General features: G+C 61.1%; 14 protein-coding genes. 9 read left to right on the top strand and 5 right to left on the bottom strand.

The window, feature by feature from the left end; genetic code table 11:
• The first annotated feature begins 2 nt into the window (after positions 1-2).
• Together F6V25_RS04715 and F6V25_RS04720 are read left to right on the top strand one after the other, a co-directional pair.
• Positions 3-929 (top strand): ABC transporter ATP-binding protein, encoded by a 927-nt coding sequence (locus tag F6V25_RS04715; protein WP_151127464.1) that lies wholly within the window; start codon positions 3-5, stop codon positions 927-929.
• Positions 929-1,684: an ABC transporter permease gene (locus tag F6V25_RS04720; protein WP_151127465.1), complete on the top strand. Its 756-nt coding sequence runs from the start codon at positions 929-931 to the stop codon at positions 1,682-1,684. Before F6V25_RS04715 ends, F6V25_RS04720 begins: the two co-directional genes overlap by 1 nt.
• A gap of 35 nt (positions 1,685-1,719) precedes the next feature.
• Here the strand turns inward: F6V25_RS04720 and F6V25_RS04725 are convergent, their stop codons facing one another.
• The 5 genes from F6V25_RS04725 to F6V25_RS04745 all read right to left on the bottom strand — a co-directional run bounded on the left by F6V25_RS04725 (position 1,720) and on the right by F6V25_RS04745 (position 7,787).
• On the bottom strand, positions 1,720-2,940 hold the full coding sequence (locus F6V25_RS04725) for an HD domain-containing protein (protein ID WP_151127466.1): 1,221 nt from the start codon (positions 2,938-2,940) through the stop codon (positions 1,720-1,722).
• Positions 2,941-3,056: 116 nt separating this feature from the next.
• Positions 3,057-3,929 carry an EamA family transporter gene (locus F6V25_RS04730; RefSeq protein ID WP_151127467.1) on the bottom strand — a complete coding sequence of 291 codons (873 nt, stop codon included), beginning with the start codon at positions 3,927-3,929 and terminating at the stop codon, positions 3,057-3,059.
• A 44-nt stretch (positions 3,930-3,973) separates the two neighbouring features.
• Positions 3,974-4,882 carry a zinc dependent phospholipase C family protein gene (locus tag F6V25_RS04735; RefSeq protein WP_151127468.1) on the bottom strand — a complete coding sequence of 303 codons (909 nt, stop codon included), beginning with the start codon at positions 4,880-4,882 and terminating at the stop codon, positions 3,974-3,976.
• 63 nt (positions 4,883-4,945) lie between these two features.
• Complete coding sequence (locus F6V25_RS04740; protein ID WP_151127469.1) at positions 4,946-5,356, bottom strand: DUF2059 domain-containing protein; 411 nt, start codon at positions 5,354-5,356, stop codon at positions 4,946-4,948.
• A gap of 190 nt (positions 5,357-5,546) precedes the next feature.
• The gene (locus F6V25_RS04745) at positions 5,547-7,787 is read right to left on the bottom strand and encodes a vitamin B12-dependent ribonucleotide reductase (RefSeq protein WP_151127470.1); all 2,241 of its coding nucleotides are present in this window, start codon (positions 7,785-7,787) and stop codon (positions 5,547-5,549) included.
• 232 nt (positions 7,788-8,019) lie between these two features.
• Between F6V25_RS04745 and F6V25_RS04750 the strand changes: the two genes are divergently transcribed.
• The 7 genes from F6V25_RS04750 (at position 8,020) to cydC (ending at position 17,001) form a co-directional block, all read left to right on the top strand.
• Positions 8,020-9,240, top strand: a complete 1,221-nt coding sequence (locus tag F6V25_RS04750) for a right-handed parallel beta-helix repeat-containing protein (RefSeq protein ID WP_191966076.1) — start codon at positions 8,020-8,022, stop codon at positions 9,238-9,240.
• Positions 9,241-9,251: 11 nt separating this feature from the next.
• Entirely contained in the window at positions 9,252-10,394 is a 1,143-nt protein-coding gene (locus F6V25_RS04755; protein ID WP_151127472.1) for an aminotransferase class V-fold PLP-dependent enzyme, read from the top strand.
• A gap of 204 nt (positions 10,395-10,598) precedes the next feature.
• Entirely contained in the window at positions 10,599-11,915 is a 1,317-nt protein-coding gene (locus F6V25_RS04760) for a PhoH family protein (protein ID WP_151127473.1), read from the top strand.
• 140 nt (positions 11,916-12,055) lie between these two features.
• Entirely contained in the window at positions 12,056-12,778 is a 723-nt protein-coding gene (gene pyrF, locus F6V25_RS04765) for an orotidine-5'-phosphate decarboxylase (RefSeq protein ID WP_151127474.1), read from the top strand.
• Positions 12,775-13,518: a 23S rRNA (guanosine(2251)-2'-O)-methyltransferase RlmB gene (gene rlmB / locus F6V25_RS04770; protein WP_151127475.1), complete on the top strand. Its 744-nt coding sequence runs from the start codon at positions 12,775-12,777 to the stop codon at positions 13,516-13,518. The genes pyrF and rlmB overlap by 4 nt, the downstream gene beginning before the upstream one ends.
• 10 nt (positions 13,519-13,528) lie before the next feature.
• Positions 13,529-15,280 carry a thiol reductant ABC exporter subunit CydD gene (gene cydD, locus F6V25_RS04775; RefSeq protein ID WP_218043526.1) on the top strand — a complete coding sequence of 584 codons (1,752 nt, stop codon included), beginning with the start codon at positions 13,529-13,531 and terminating at the stop codon, positions 15,278-15,280.
• Positions 15,277-17,001: a thiol reductant ABC exporter subunit CydC gene (cydC, locus tag F6V25_RS04780; protein ID WP_151127476.1), complete on the top strand. Its 1,725-nt coding sequence runs from the start codon at positions 15,277-15,279 to the stop codon at positions 16,999-17,001. The genes cydD and cydC overlap by 4 nt, the downstream gene beginning before the upstream one ends.
• The last annotated feature ends 100 nt before the right edge of the window (positions 17,002-17,101 follow it).

Consider the following 17,101-nt stretch of genomic DNA (forward strand, 5'->3'; position numbering starts at 1 on the left):
CCATGTCTGCAGCCATAACCACCCATAATCTCACCAAACGTTACGGCGATCTGACCGCACTGGAGAACTTCGACCTGGAGGTGGCCCAAGGCTCGATCTTTGGCCTGCTGGGGCCGAACGGCGCCGGCAAGACCACCCTGATCCGCGTCCTGACGACCTTGATGCGCCAAACCTCGGGCGAGGCCTTTATCGAGGGGCTGGATACCCGTAGCAACGGTCGCGAGATCCGCCGGCTGATCGGGGTGGTGTCCCAGGAAAACAGTCTGGACCGCTATCTGACGGCGCGGGAAAACCTGGAACTACATGCCCGGCTGCACGGCATGGAGAACAGACACTACCGAAAACGGATCGACGAATTGTTGGAATTGATGGGACTGGCGGCCCGGCAGAATGATTTTCCCGATACCTATTCGGGCGGCATGCAGCGCCGGCTGGTGGTGACCCGGGCGCTCTTGCACGAGCCGCGGGTACTGTTCCTGGACGAACCGACCACCGGGCTCGATCCCCAGTCGCGGCGGGCGGTGTGGGACTATATCAAATCCATTGCCGGCAGCATGACGATCTTCCTGACCACCCATTACCTGGAAGAGGCGGAGCAACTCTGCGACCGGATCGCCATCATGGACCACGGCAAGCTGATCGCCCTGGGCAGCACCCAGGAGTTGAAGGACCGCCTGACCGGAGGAACGTTCTACCTGATAGAATTTGGGGAGGATGCCGAACGGTATGGGGCGATTCTCAGGGCTATGGCCTGCGTGCGGGAGATCGAGGTGGATGGGCGGACGGTCTGCGTGGGTCTCAATAGTTGGGAATGCCTTTCGGAGGTGGTTACCGCCTTGAACGGCGCCCCGGTGCGGCGTATCGCCCTGCGGGAGCGGACCTTGGAAGATGTCTTTATCAGCCTGACCGGCGAGAAGGTGAGGGAGTAGTGTTCAAGGGGGCCTTTGCCATCTGGCGCCGCGACATGCTGGTCCTGCGCCGCAGCATATTATCCGAACTGGTGGCGGTGGTGGCCTATCCGCTGACCATCTACCTGGCGTTCGGCATCGGCATGAAGGGGTACATCGGCCTGGTGGACGGCGTGCCCTACAGCATGTTCATCGCGCCTGGGCTGATCACCATGACCGCGGTCAACGCGGCTTACAGCGAGAGCACCTGGAGCCTCTGGTTCCACCGCAAGGTGCAGTTTACCATCGAATCCTACCGGGTCACCCCCATCTCGGTCTCGGAGATCGTGATCGCCAAGATTATGTCCGGCTTTTCCCACGGCCTGGTCAAGGGGCTGGCCGTGGGTCTGGTGATCTTTGCCATCACCCCGTTCCGTTTCTCACCGGTTAACCTCCTGGCGTACCTGGCCTTTCTGATCCCCGGTTCGGCCCTGTTCTCCTGTGCCGGTGTGATCTGCGGCACGGTCATGGACAAGCCCGAGACCATCGGCAAGGTCGAGGCGGTTTTCATCATGCCGCTGATCTTCATGTCCGGTCTCTTTTTCCCGCTCTCCTCCTATCCGGCCAACGTCATTTCCTGGATCAGGGTGCTGCCCACCACGTCCCTGTTCGAGGGAGCGCGTCAAGCATTGGTCAGTGGCGGTTTTCCCCTGGCTTCTGCGCTCCATGTTGCGATCACGGCCTTGCTTGCCTTTGCGGCGGCTGTGTGGATCTTCCGGCTGAAGATGTCGGAGTAAATCGGCTAGGCGGCCTCTGTTGAACCAAACGGTGGTTATCCGGTTTTCCCGCCGCACTCGTCCCTCAGTATTTCAACCCGTCTTTGCAGGATGAAGTCGGGCCGTTTTCTCGGCGCCATCCCCTCCAAGCGGGCGTCATCGATCCCCATAGCAACGGTGGTCATTGTCGCAATCCGAACAGCCCGTTCCCACTCCTGCCACGCAAACGGCCCACCCGGTTTATCCGCCGCAGACACCAGCGGCAGTATCTCGCCAATCCGGGCCTTCACGGCTTGCTGCGCCGTTTCCAGTATGGTGGAGTCCCGCAGTTCACCCCACCGGTTGAGCAGGCCGTGGAGCCTGCTGGTCCAGGCCAGGGCCGTGCGGTAAGATGAAGGCAGCCGCAAGCGTTCGCACAGGCTGCGGGCCAGATCAAAACCTGCATCCTCGTGGCCGTGGTGTCGGGGATGGTTCGCCGGGTCGGTGGCCAGTTTACCGATATCGTGGAAAAAAGCGCAGAATCGGGCCAGCGGGTCACCGGTCCGCTCGGCCACCCGTTCAAGCACCTGAATCGCATGGCTGAGCAGGTCCCCTTCGGGATGATACTGCACCGGCCCGGCGGGGATTGCCGGCATGGCAAAGAGTTCCGGCAGGTAGCCACGGCCGACATTGAATTGGAGCATGCGCGCAAAAAAACGCTCCGGCTGCGCCCCCTCCAAGGCTTTCAACATCTCGCGGGAAAACCGTTCCACCGGCAACAGACGCAACGGTTGCTGCCACTCCCGTTCCCGAATCAAGGCCTCGCTTTCAGGGGTCAACAGCCAACCGTCGACCTCGAACCGGAAGGCGCGGAATATGCGCAGCGGGTCATCGTTGAACGAGCGGGGGGAACAGACCGCCAGCCTGCGCTGTTCCAGGTCAAGCCTGCCGCCCAGCGGATCGATGAGTTCGCCGTCAAGGGTCATGGCCATGGCGTTGACGGTGAAATCGCGGCGGGCGAGGTCTTCGGCCAGGGCTGTGTCCAGGTCGGGCAATTGCGTTACCTCGATGGAACCGAAGGTTTGGTTATACCGGAACCAGATGGGTGCTATGCTCCTGGGCTCCAGTTTTCGGAAGCCGCAGGCGGCCAGTTGGGCCGCATCCAGACTGACCACCAGGTCAATGTCAGAACCCGCCCGCCCCAGGAGGTGATCCCGCACACTGCCGCCCACAAGGAGGATGCGCCCGTGGCTGGCCGCGGGAAAAAGCTCTTTGAGAATAGCGATGGTCGTGTTCATAGGGAGAATGGCCTCATCATCGGTTCGTTATGTATGGTATGGCTATTCTAGCCTCTTCCGATTGTAAATACTCGTACTTATGACACTCCCTCGCTATGTTCAGTTCGCACATAGTGTTATCCGAGCCGTATCAGAGCCGCACCGGCCAGGATGAGCAGGGCCGAAACCATCCGGATTCTGCCGAACGACTCGCCGAGGAAAAGGATGCCGATCAGCACCCCCACCAAAATACTGACTTGGCGGACCGGCACGGCATAGCTGACCGGCGACAGATTGAGACCGTAGCGGAAGGTGAGAAACGAGGCCATGATGATCGGGCCGCTCCAGAGTACCAGAGCCCAATGCTCGCACAATTCCTGTCCGATGTGGGATCGATACTTGGGGCGGGCCAGATTGATGGTCATCATGGCCAGCATGGAGAGAACTAGAAAATAGGTGAAATAAAGCGGCGAGTAGCTTTTGACGCCGGTCTTTTCAGCTATGGAACCTATGGAGTAGATAAATCCGGCCGTCAGTGCCGCCTGGACCGACTGGCTGCGCAGGTTGCGGAAGGGGCGCACCAGTTCGAGCAGTGAAAAACGTTGCATTTGTACCGAGAAAGTCCCGAGGATCACCAGTAGGATACCGCAGACGCCCACGACGGAAAGGCGTTCTCTCAACAGAATCATGCCCCAGATGGGCACATAGATCATGGAGGTCTGGGACAGGGGGTACACGACCGACAGGTCGCCACCCCGGTAGGCGCGGCCGTTAAAGAGGTGGTAGAGGACGTAGCAGACCGCACCGATGGCGATCATGAACACGGTTTGGGAGCCTGGCCAACGGAACGGTTCGGCGACCAGCGGCAGGCAAAGGCTGAAGAGCAGGCTGGAGGCGATGAACATCCACCAGATGAAGACGGTCTTGTGGGTGCTGCGCTTCACCAACAGGTTCCAAAGGGCGTGCATGACTGCCGAGATGACGATCAGGGTAAAGGCGGGTGTGCTCATGGAGGCATTATAGTCGAGGTTGACGTCAAGGGGAAATAATCTAATTATGGCTCATGTCTTTCCATCTCCTGCTTGCCGACCCCGTAAAGTCCGGTCAACAGGTTTTCTCCCGGCGAAGCGCCGAGGGCTCCCTTCAGGCCACCCTCACCCTCAATCCGCTCGAACAGGGCCACGGTGCGTCGTACAACCTCCTGTGCCAGATCGTCGGGCGTTTCGATCCTCTTTTCACCCGTCACCGGGTGACGCCAGTTGCCAAGCAATTGGACAGGGTCGTTCCCGGACCGGATCAGGGGATAGAACAGGTGCCGCGCCTGCCTGAACAGGGGGAACGGCAGGCAGGCCAGCAGGCGGGCGGCCAGTTTCCAAAAGGTGCTGTCGTACATGGCCTGGATGCGGCAGTGGAGCGTTAGAGCCCGTTCCAGCACCTGATGCGGCAGTTGCCCCTCGGGATCGAAGAGGAGGGCGCTTGCCGTGACCAACTCGGCCCGGATGGCGGGGGTCATGAGGGCATCCAGCCGTTGTGCCGGGAGATGATCGCCCTGGCGGGAGAAATGGCAATCGAGGGCGGTCTCCACCCGGTAGTGGCGGCCGATGTCCCGCGTGCCGCTGTGGGCATAGACGAAGGGGTGGAAGGCGATGTCGGCCTGCATGTGGGAGAGCACCCCCAGCAGGCAGACGAACAGCCCGGCCGGAAGACCTTTCGCCCCATAGCTCTCCTCGGCCCGAATAAGCGGGGCATAGCTGTTGCCCTCGGTATCGTGAAACCGATGGGCCAGCCCCAGGGCGGTCGGGCCATGGGGGCCGCCTACGAGGTGCAGCAGGGTGTCGGGCAGAACCGCGCCGGCCAGATAGAGCACGCGGTTCTCGCGTATAAGGACGGAAAGGCGGCTCGTGTCTTCCAATCCGGCCAGCGATCGTTCGGCCAGTATCCAGTGGGTCAGTTCCTTGGGCATGGTGCGGTTTTCTCCAGGATGGCATGGGGAGGTGGGTCGGTGGTCCGCCTCAATCCTAACCGGTTAGGGCGCAAGAGTGCTCATGATCCGGCTCTGCACCGCAGGCATGATATCCGCCATATAAGCCCCGAATTTCTTCATGATCGAGGCCCCCTCGGCGCTGGTGTAGAATTTGGTCAGCGCCTTGATTTCATCTGTCGTGAAATGTTTGGGCATGGCCGTAAGGGTGACCGATTCCAGGAACTTGGGATCGAGCGCCTTTTTGAGGGTTTCTGCGGCCATTACCTGCTGTTCCGGTGGGACGGTCTTCAGTATCTCGGTTGTCAGGTCTTTGGCCATGTTTTCGGGCGGCACGGCCTTCAGATATGCCCTGGTGGCCGCAATCCGATTATTTTTGGTGTCGTCGGCATGGCTAGGCACGGCGGACGCCAGGAGGGCTGCGGAGAGGAGGAATATGGAGAGTAGGTGTTTCATGGGAGGTCCTTTCGGGAGGGTGTTAAGTCTTTTGATGGGGGTGATTTACCCCAATGGAACAATTCACCTATGAACTTGCAGAATGCCGCCCTCATTCATCTTCCGTTTCAAACACAAACCGGCGCCCGGAATAATCCGCAGCGCCGGTAGTTTACTCAGTACCTATGTCGTTCGAAATCAGTTTTGAGCGTTATGCACACTCCGAGTATCCGCACACGCGGCAGACGCAGCAGCCGCCCTCGTGCTCGATAATGCCGCCGCAATCGGGGCAGGCGCCTCGTTCCTGGGTGGCCGTCTCGGCGTCGATGTCGTAGCCATTGGCCACCATGTGGGCCTGGATGGCCTTGGCCACGGCGTCGGCGCAGGAAAGTATGCGGTTGTCGCCAAAGCCGGAGGGGCAGTGGCAGGAGATTCCCAGGAGTTGTTTGATGACCTGACGGGCCTGGACGCCGCTACGCCATGCCAGGGAAACCATGCGGCCGATGGCCTCGCTTTGAGACGCGGCGCAACCGCCGGCCTTGCCCATGGTGGTGAAGAGTTCGAACAAGCCGTTGTTGTCCTCGTTGACGGTTACGTAGAGCGGCCCGCAGCCGGTCTGCATCTGGTAAGTCCATCCTTTGAGCGCCTTGGGACGGTCGCGCTTGATGGTCTTTTTCTCGGCTTCCACCGGCGTGGCGGCCACGGCAGCCTGCTGTTCCTCCTTTTTGCCGGTGGAAAGCACCTGCTCGTCGCGGGAACCGTCACGATAGATGGTGACACCCTTGCAGCCGGTTTCGTAGGCCAGCATGTAGGCCTTTTCCACATCGTCCATGGTGGCCGAATTGGGGAAGTTAACCGTCTTGGAGACCGCGTTGTCGGTGTAGAGCTGGAAAGCTGCCTGCATCTGGATATGGTCTTCCGGGGTGATGTCGTGGGCGGTGACGAAGACCCTGCGCACGTCTTCCGGCACTTCGGGGATGTCGTGGACGGTGCCGTGTTCGGCGATTTTCTTCATGAGCGCTTCGGAATAGAAGCCGCGCTCCTTGGCGATCTGTTCGAAGATCGGGTTGACCTCCACCAGCACGTTTTTGTCCATGACGGTACGGATGTAGGAAACGGCAAAGAGCGGCTCCACGCCGGAGGAGGCGTTGGAGATGATCGAGATGGTGCCGGTGGGCGCAATGGTGGTAACCGTTGCGTTACGCATGGGCGGTGCGCCCTTTGTGTCGAAGATCGAACCCTGGAAATTGGGGAAGGAACCGCGCTGCTTGCCCAACTCCTGGGATGCCAGATGCCCTTCGTCGTTGATGAACTTCATTATTTTCTTGCCCAGTTTGACAGCCTCTTCGGAGTTGTAGGGCACTCCCAGCAGGATCAGCATGTCGGCCCAGCCCATGACCCCCAGGCCGATCTTGCGGTTCGCGTGGGTCATGTCGTGAATCTGCTGCAAGGGGTAGTTGTTGGCCTCGATAACGTTATCCAAGAAGTTTACCGAGTCGTGCACGACGGTTTTCAGTTTCTTCCAGTCAACGGTACCGTCCTTGACGAATTTCCCCAGGTTGATGGAACCAAGGTTGCACGATTCGTAGGGGAGCAGAGGCTGTTCGCCGCAGGGGTTGGTGGATTCGATCTCACCGATATGGGGGGTCGGGTTGTCGCGGTTGAGGCGGTCCAGGAAGATGATACCCGGTTCGCCGTTTTCCCAAGCCTGCACCACGATACGGTGAAAGACCTTGCGGGCGTTTTGACGGCCAAAGACCTTCTTGTCGCGGGGGTTGATCAGGTCGTACTCTTCGTCCCGCTCCACGGCCTGCATGAATTTTTCGGTCAAGCCGACGGAGATGTTGAAGTTGTTGAGCTGCTTCTGGTCGGCCTTGCACATGATGAAATCCATGATATTGGGGTGATCGACCCGCAGGATGCCCATATTGGCGCCCCGCCGGGTGCCGCCCTGCTTGATGGTTTCGGTGGCGATGTCGAACACCCGCATGAAAGAGAGCGGGCCGCTGGAGATGCCGGTGGTCGAACTGACCACGTCATTGGCCGGACGCAGGCGCGAGAAGGAAAAACCGGTGCCGCCGCCGGACTTGTGGATCAGGGCGGTGAATTTGACGGCGTCGAAGATCTCTTCCATGGAATCGCCCACCGGCAGGACAAAACAGGCCGAGAGCTGCCCCAGTTGGCGGCCGGCATTCATCAGGGTCGGGGAGTTGGGGAGAAATTCGAAGTTGGTCATCATGCGGTAAAACGTATCGGCCAAGCCTTTGAGGTCGGCTTTTTTGTCGAATTTTTTATTGGGAGCCGCAATGGTTTCGGCGACGCGACGGAACATGTGCGCCGGCGTCTCCAGCACCTTGCCCTCGGCATCGCGCCTCAAATAACGCTTTTCAAGGACGGTTGCGGCATTTTTTGAAAGGTCGGGGATTGTGTCGTGTGAGGATTCCTTTTTCATGGATGGTTCTCCTTGTGGCGTGAAAAAATCGAGTTATTTTGAGGAATTGGGGGTAGAATGTATTACTCGCGCAAAACCACAATATTTGGTGGAGCGCGCAAAATAAAACCACAACATATATGACAAGTCAATATAATATTTACGGCAAATATAACGTGCTGAAAAGAACAAAAAATTTACAGTTACCCCGCAACTATGATAGAAGCTAAGACATTACCGAATGGAGCACCGTGTGAAGAACCTTGTTTTCAGGTGCGTCGGCATCTGCCTCATAATCCTGCCATTAATCGTTTGCCGGAACACCTGCGTCGCGAGTGAAGGAAACCCGCTCACCAGAAGCGCCATGGCGGCACGGCTCCAAGGTATTGTTCCCCTTGAATCGGCCCGTCCCCAGGCATCCCATGCCGTTGACGGCCCCTCCTCGTCCCCCCAAAAACGCCCTGATATCCGTTACGACCATGCGACCCTCACCGAAGACGTCACGTGGCGTGGGACCGTGTTGATCAGGGGGGCTTTGGTGGTTGCCCCCCAGGCCACGCTTCGCATCGAACCGGGAACGACGGTGCGCTTTGCCCGGGTCGATGGCGCTCTCCGCAAGGCCCGTCTGGTTGTCATGGGTCGTATTCAAAGCATCGGCACGGCCGAACGGCCGATCCTGTTTTCTTCGGACGCCCCCATGCCGGTCACGGGAGACTGGGGCGGTATCCTGCTGCTTGCAACCGAAAAACGCAATCAGTTCGAACATACCGCCATCGAAGGGGCGGAAACGGGGCTCGAAGCGCATTTTTCGGCCTTTACCGCCAAGTCGGCGCGCGTCACCCTCTCAAAAACAGGTTTGTCGCTGCGCGACAGCATCGCCACTATTGCATCGTCGAGTTTTTCAGCCTGTGAAACGGGCATCGAGGTGCATGATGCTGAATTTGAACTGCGCGACAGCAGTGTGAGCACGAACCGCCAGGGGATGTCCCTGTTCCGTTCGTCGGTCGTCCTGGCGTCCACCAGCGTGACGGACAACGGCCAGCGGGGGATTCTGGCCGAGGAATGCCGCCTCAGGATCAGTTCCTGCAACATCTCCTCGAACGGTGCCGGAGCCATGGTAACGGGGGGGGAGGGGCAGATCTTCATGACGCGCTTCATGCTCAATAAGGATACGGCCCTGCATCTCGGCTCCAGCCGCATGAAGATCAATCGGTCTCTTTTCGCCGACAACGACCGCGATGCCCTGCGGACCGAGGCCGGCCGGGTAACGGTCTGGGGATGCGCTTTCCGCGGCAACGGCGGTTTCAATCTCTATAACGCCGGACGTGAAGACGTGGTTGCCGTGCAGAACTGGTGGGGGGGTGACGATGAAAAGGCCATTTCATCCAAGGTGTTCGACGGTTCACGGGAACCGCGTTCCGGCACGGTGCGGGTATTCCCCTGGCTTTCCGGCCAGCCAGCCATTCTGCCTTGAAGCATAGCCCTATGTCCATCTATCTCGATAACGCGGCAACTTCCCACCCTAAACCGGAATCCGTTTACCAGGCGGTCATGCACGCCATGCGGGAGATTGGCGCATCTCCGGGACGCGGGGGGCATCGGCGCTCCCTGGAAGCCGGCCGTCTGTTGCTCCAGGCACGCGAAGCCATCGCTACCCTGTTCGCCATCCCCGACTCTTCGCGGATCATCATGACCCATAGCGCCACCGAGGCGCTTAACTTGGCGCTCCGGGGCGTTCTTGCGCCGGGCGACCATGTGGTTACCACCTCCATGGAACACAACTCCCTGATGCGTCCTCTGGCCGCCTTGCGCGCATCCGGGGTGGAGGTGACCGTGGTCAGGGCCGACGGCACCGGCATGGTGGACCCGGACGATGTCAGACGCGCCCTGAGGCCCACTACCCGGATGGTGGCCCTGGCCCATATCTCCAACGTCTGCGGCACAATTCAGCCCATCGACAGGATGGGGGCAATCGCCCGGGAGGCCGGCGCGCTGTTTCTGGTGGATGCGGCCCAATCGGCGGGCAGCGAACCGATCGATGTGATCAGAACCGGCATCGATCTTTTGGCCGCACCGGGGCACAAGGGGCTCTATGGCCCCCAGGGAACCGGTTTCCTCTACGCCTCCCCGGCTGTCCCCCTGAAACCGCTTCTTCAGGGGGGGACCGGCACCAGTTCCACTGCCGAGGAACAGCCCCTGACCCTGCCGGACGGCTTCGAGGCGGGCACCCATAATATGCCCGGTATCGCCGGGCTCAAAGCCGGGGTCGAATTCGTACTGGAACAGGGGGTATCAGCTATCGGGGGCAAGGAACGCCACCTGGTCGCATCAGTCGCACAGCGCTTGGCCGAGGTGCCGCAGGTCACGCTCTACGGCCCATCCGACCCGACCCTGCGTGGCGGCGTACTCTCTTTTACCGTTGCGGGAACCGATCCCGCGGCCTTGGCATTCATGCTGGATCACAACCATGATATCGCCGTGCGCGCCGGGTTGCACTGCGCGCCCCAGGCGCACCGCACCCTGGGCAGCTTCCCCGGGGGCACCCTGCGCATGAGCCCGGGCTGGTTCTCCACGGGCGAAGAGATTGCTATTTTCTGTGATGCCGTTGTAGAATGCTGCCAGTTTTAGAGAAGCATATAAATCTGCCCCAGAGACTCAGAGAACTATATAGAAATTTAATTCAAAACTTAAAATATAGCTGCGTAACTACTCTTATTTAATAGAGTGTTTGTATGTGATCTCGGGGGGTTCTCCGTGTTTTCGTGCCCCTGCGGCAGATTTGAATGTGTTTGGTCTCTTGTTTGATTAATCCTCCCGACAGAAAGGCCTTCCGTGAAAAACTTCATCCTCGACACCAATGTGCTGCTGCATGATCCCCAGTCCCTGTTCAGATTTCAGGACAACAACATCATCATCCCCATAACCGTGATTGAAGAGGTTGACCGTTTCAAGAAGGACATGAACGAAACCGGCCGCAATGCCCGTCAGATCTCACGCATCCTCGACACCATGCGGGAAAAGGGCTCGCTGGCAGCCGGCGTTACACTCCCCGGTCAGGGCACCCTGCGGGTTGAACTGTTCAGCGAAAACTACCTCAAGCGTCTGCCGGTGGACCTGCGGGTGGACAGCGGCGACAACCGCATCCTGGCGGTAGCCCTGGATATGCGCGACCGCTTTCCCGACACCGAGCTCATCTTCGTCACCAAGGACACCAACCTGCGCATCAAGGCCGATGCCATCGGCTTGGCCGCCGAGGATTACGAATCGGACAAGATCGATATCCAGGATCTCTATTCCGGGACCCGCAGCATCGAGATGACGCCCGAGGCCGTGGACCGGTTTTACGGGCAGAACTGGCTGGAGGCGCCGGAAGGGCTTGCCCCCAATGAGTTCATCACCATTACGGACAGTAGCAACGCCTCCCATACCGCCATCTGCCGCTACGACGCGGATAGCGGGCACATCGTCCCGGTGCGCAAGGTCCCCAAAGAGGGGATCTGGAGCATCTTCGCCCGCAACCGCGAGCAGTCCTTTGCCCTGGACGTGCTGATGGACGACTCCATCAAGCTGGTGACCCTGGTGGGCAAGGCGGGCACCGGCAAGACGCTTTTGGCCATCGCCGCCGGCCTGCACAAGACCGCCGAGGAGAATATCTACAATCGCCTGCTCGTTTCCCGGCCGGTTTTCCCCATGGGCAAGGACCTGGGATTCCTGCCGGGCGATATCGAGGAAAAACTGACACCCTGGATGCAGCCGATCTTCGACAACGTGGAACTGCTCATCTCTGGGCACGAATCGGAGAAGCGCCACAGCAAGGGGTACAAGGAGTTGATGGCCATGGGACTTCTGGATATCGAGCCCTTGACCTACATCCGCGGCCGTTCCATCCCCAACCAGTACCTGATCGTGGACGAGGCCCAGAACCTGACCCCCCATGAGATCAAGACCATCGTCACCCGGGTGGGAGAGGGGACCAAGATCATCCTGACCGGCGACCCCTACCAGATCGACAACCCCTACGTGGATTCGTCCAGCAACGGCCTGAGCTTCCTGGTTGAGCGGTTCAAGGGGGAGAAGATCGCCGCCCACGTGACCCTGACCAAGGGGGAACGTTCCGAGTTGGCGGAACTGGCGGCGAACCTGTTGTAGAACAAAATCTAAGTAACAAAATCAAATTTCGCCACAGAGACACGGAGAAGGAAAAGTAAGTTTGTAAACTGAGGATGGCTACCGCCCCCTTCCTAACCTCTATGTCTCTGTGTCTCCGTGACAAATTAAGAAAGGTAGTTATGACGCCCGAAAAAGCACGCGATAAAATCATCTTTGCCCTGGATGTGCACGGATTGGCCGACATCGACCGCTGGGCGGCGCAATTGGCCGGCCATGTTGGGATGTTCAAGGTTGGCAAGGAGCTGTTCACCTCCTGTGGCCCCGAGGCGGTCAGGACCGTGCAGCGTCACGGTGGCAAAGTTTTTCTCGATCTCAAGTACCACGACATCCCCAACACCGTGGCCAAGGCCATGGTCGAGGCGGCCCGGCTCGGGGTGCAACTGGCCAACCTACACGCCCTGGGGGGGGAAGAGATGATGGCCACGGCCGCCGCTGCGGTGCGCACGGAGTTTGGCGACGAGCGCCCCCGGCTCCTGGCCGTGACCATTTTGACCTCGTCCACGGCCGAGACCCTGCGCCAGGTGGGGATCGAACGCCCGGTGGAGGAGATGGTCGTCCGCCTGGCCCGTCTGGCCAAGGATTCCGGCATGGACGGCGTGGTCGCCTCGCCCTTGGAGATCGAATCGATCCGAGCGGCCTGCGGCCCGGATTTCCTGATCGTCACCCCCGGGGTTCGGCCCTCGTTCGCCTCCCTGGACGACCAAAAACGCGTCATGACCCCGGCCGAGGCGGTTACCGCCGGAGCAGACTATCTGGTGATCGGCCGCCCCATCGCCAAGGCGGGCGATCCGGTGGCCGCCAGCCGGATGATCGTGGACGAAATCGCAGGAGGGTGCCCATGAAAGGCGAACTGGTCTTCGGCGTCAATCCGGTCCGGGAGGCGCTGCGCGGTGCGCGGGGGGCTTTCGAACTGTATGTGCAGTCCTCGGCAACCGACCATCGTCTCGAGAAGATCCTCAAGCTGGCCGAGGAGCGGGGCGTCCCGATCCACCGGCGCGAGCGCGACGATCTGACCAAACTGTGCGCCTCCAGCCATCACCAGGGGGTTGCGCTCATGGTTGAGCCCTTCCGGTATGCCGACCTGGACGACCTCGTGGCCCGCATTGACGAGGCGGGACGCAGCGGTTTTCTGCTGGTGCTGGACGGCATCCAGGACCCCCACAATCTGGGGGCGCTGATCCGCACCGCGGCCTGTGCCGGTTGCGACGGCATCATCATCCCCAAAGACCGCGCCGTCGGCGTTACCCCGACCGTGGAAAAGGCCTCGGCCGGTGCGGTGGAAACCATACCGGTCGCCCAGGTGACCAACGTGGCCCAGAGCCTCCAGGTGCTCAAGGATGGCGGCTACTGGGTCTACGGTCTGGCCGGTGAGGCCGGGCAGTCGCTCTACGATGTGGACTTTTCCGGCAAGGTCGTCCTGTTGGTGGGAAACGAAGGGGAGGGGATTCGTCCCCTGGTGCGCAAACAGTGCGACGTGGTCCTGTCGATCCCGCTCTATGGCGGCGTATCTTCCCTGAACGCCTCGGTGGCCGGCGGCATCGCCCTGTTCGAGGCTGCGCGCCGGCGCGGCATTCCGGCGTAACCGGATTCCCGTGAGCGAGGACATCACTGAAAAACCTGCTCCCGAACAACGCCTGAACCTCCTCAAGAACCGTGTGAAGCCGACCCTGCTGCTTGCCGTGGGGCTGGGTATCGCGAGCGGCTTCGTGCTGATCGCCCAGGCCCTGATCGTGGCCGGGCTGGTGCACCGGGTCATGATAGATGGCTCCGGTTATCGGGAAGTGCTGCCCCAACTGCTCTGGCTTCCCCCCTTGATGCTGGCGAGGGCCGGACTCTCCTGGATTTCGGAGCGGGTCGCCTTTGCGGCCTCGGCCACCATCCGCCAGGAGGTGCGTAACGATCTCTTCCAACGCCTGCTGGATGCCGGTCCTTTGCAGCTCAAGGGGGATCGGGCCGGCGAGGTGGCCACCGTGATCGTGGACGGCGTGGAGGCGTTGGAAGGGTACTACAGCCGCTACCTGCCCCACCTGGCCGTGATGGCCGTGGTGCCGCTCTCCATCCTGGCGGCGGTTGTCCCTGCCGACTGGATCTCGGCGGGGATCATGTTGTTCTCGGCCCCCTTCATCCCCTTTTTCACCATCCTGATCGGCCGCGGCGCCGAGCGGCTCAACCAGCGCCAGTGGCAAACCCTGGCCCGCCTGGGGGGATACTTTCTCGACCGGGTCAACGGCCTGGCCACCCTGCGCATGTTCAACGCCTCGCGGCGTGAAGCCGAGATGATCGCCCGCATCTCGGACGATTACCGCCGGGCCACCATGTCGGTCCTCTACATGGCCTTCCTCTCCGCCCTGGTCTTGGAGTTCTTCGCCACGGTCAGCGTGGCGTTGATGGCAGTGGTTATCGGCTTTCGGCTTTTGAAAGGGGGCATGGCCTTTCAGGACGGTTTCACCGTGCTGCTTTTGGCGCCGGAATTCTACCTGCCGCTGCGCCTGATGGGGAACTACTACCATGCCCGCATGGAGGCCATCGGCGCGGCCGAACGTATCTTCAATCTGCTGGACACCCCGCTTGCTCCCCGACCCGCTGCCCCCCACCCGCTGCCTCCTGTCTCGCCGCTCCGAATCTGCCTCGAAGATGTCTGCTTCCGGTATTCCCCTGACTCGCCCCCCGTGATCGACGGCGTGACGCTCAACCTGGCGCAGGGAGAACGGGTCGCCCTGGTGGGGCCGAGCGGGGCCGGGAAGAGCACCCTGGCGGCGCTGTTGTTGGGCTTTGCCCTGCCGGAACAGGGGAGGGTGCTGATCAACGGCGTGGACCTGGCACAATGCGATCTTGATCAATGGCGACGTCATGTGGCCTGGGTTCCCCAGAGCCCCCACCTCTTTCACGGCACCATCGGCGATAATATCCGCCTGGGGCGCCAGGACGCCACGGACACAGATGTTCTCCAGGCTGCTTCACGGGCCCGTTGCGGGGAGTTTATCGCCCGCCTGCCCCAGGGGCTGGATACGGTCATCGGCGAACAGGGGGCCGGCCTGTCCGGCGGCCAGGCGCGGCGCATCGCGCTGGCACGGGTATTCCTCAAGGACAGTCCCCTGATCATCACCGATGAACCGACCGCTGGGCTGGACGCCCATTCGGAGACATTGGTCCGGGAAGCACTCGGCGAACTTGCCCAAGGCCGGACCGTGTTGTCCATCGCCCATCGCCTGGCCACCCTGGAGGATACCGATCGGGTCGTTGTCATGAGTGGGGGGAGGATCATCGAGCAGGGGCACTATGATGACCTGAAGGGAGCGGGTGGGCTGTTCGCTCGCATGGCTGCCGCCGGGGAGGGGGCATGAGGGATATCCTGCGCCTTCTGAAACTAGCGTGGCCCTATCGCGCTTGGCTCTCGGCCGCTCTCGGGCTCTCGCTGGTGACGCTTTTTGCCAATGTGGGGCTCTTGGCCCTCTCGGGGTGGTTCATCGCCGCCATGGCCCTGGCCGGGATCAACGGCACCCCCATCAACTATCACTACCCTGCGGCGGGTATCCGCACCCTGGCGATCGGGCGCACCCTTGGCCGCTACGCCGAGCGGGTGGTCAGTCACCAGGCCTCGTTGCGGCTCCTGGCGGGTCTGCGGGTCTGGATCTACCGCCGCATCGAACCGCTGGCCCCGGCCCGTTTGGAGAGCTACGCCAGCGGCGATCTTCTCAGCCGTATCCGGGCCGACATCGACAGCCTGGACAATTTTTACCTTCGTCTACTGGCGCCGGTACTGACCGCGCTCTGTTCCAGCCTGCTGTTCATTCTGTTCCTGTGGTATTTCAACAGCGCCGTGGCGTTGGCGACCGGAGCGCTGCTCCTCGCGGCCGGCGGTTTTCTCCCCCTGGCGGTTCATCTGCTGGGGCGCAAGCCGGGGGCGCGGGTAACCCAAACCTCTGCGGAACTGCGCACCGCCGTGGTGGACGGCCTGCGGGGGATGGAAGAACTCCTGGCCTACGGTGCGGCAGGGCGCCAGAAGGAGCGGGTAGTGGAACTGAACCGGCGCCTGCTGGCCGATCAGGCCCGTCTGGCCGGGTTGGCTGGTGTCTCCGCCGGCGGCGTGGGGCTCTGTTCCGGCCTCGCCCTCTGGCTGGCGCTGGTCATTTCGATCCCCCTGGTGCGCGCCGGTTCCCTGACTGGGCCCCAGATGGTCATGCTGGCGCTCTTTTGTCAGGCCGCCTTCGAGGCGGTCCTACCGCTCCCGCCGGCCTTTCGCCTGCTGGGGCAGACTCTGGCAGCGGCCCGGCGCATCTTCTCCCTGGCGGATGAAACTCCGGCGGTCAAGGAACCCCGTGAACCGGCTCAGCTGCCGGAGACACCGCTCCTCACCCTGCGGGGAGTGGGCTTTTCCTACAGCGATAGCGCTGCAACCCTGGTGGGGATCGACCTTGACCTTGCGCCCGGCCGCAAGGTGGCCGTGGTGGGGACCAGCGGCGCCGGCAAGAGCACCCTGCTGGCCTTGCTGCTCCGTTTCCGGGAGTACGATAGCGGTTCCATGACCATGGCCGGGCGGGAGATCAGGGAGTATGACGGCGAAACAGTGCGGCGGCTCATGGCGGTGGCCAGCCAGCAACCGTTTTTGTTCAACGCCACCCTGCGGGAGAACCTGCTGATAGCCCGGCCCGAGGCTAGTGAGGAGGAAATGATCGCGGCAGCCGATATTGCGGGGGTTCACGACGAGATCGCCGCCTTTGCTCAGGGGTACGACACGCCGGCCGGTGAGGGGGGGGTGAAGCTTTCCGGCGGCCAGATCCGCCGTCTGGCCATTGCCCGTGCCATCCTTAAGGATAGCCCGGTCCTGCTGTTGGACGAACCGACGGAAGGGGTGGACGCCTCAGCCGCCCGTTCGCTGCTGGAACGGGTGTTCAGCTTTGCCGAGGGCAGGGCGCTGTTGGTGATCACCCATAGCCGGATCGGGCTGGAGGCCATGGACGAGGTGCTGCTCATGGATGAGGGGCGCATCGTCGAGCGGGGCAGCCACGCCGAACTGCTGGCACGCAGCCGGCGTTACCGGGATATGTGGGAATTGGATGATTGAGTAAAAATATTTGCAATAAAGCCACAGAGACAAACATTTCAAGTTTTTTGCCCCATTTTTCTTTTCTATTTCCATGTCAAAATAGATGGAAAATCTCTGT

This window comes from Oryzomonas japonica (genome assembly GCF_008802365.1).
Taxonomy (GTDB): Bacteria; Desulfobacterota; Desulfuromonadia; order Geobacterales; family Pseudopelobacteraceae; genus Oryzomonas; species Oryzomonas japonica.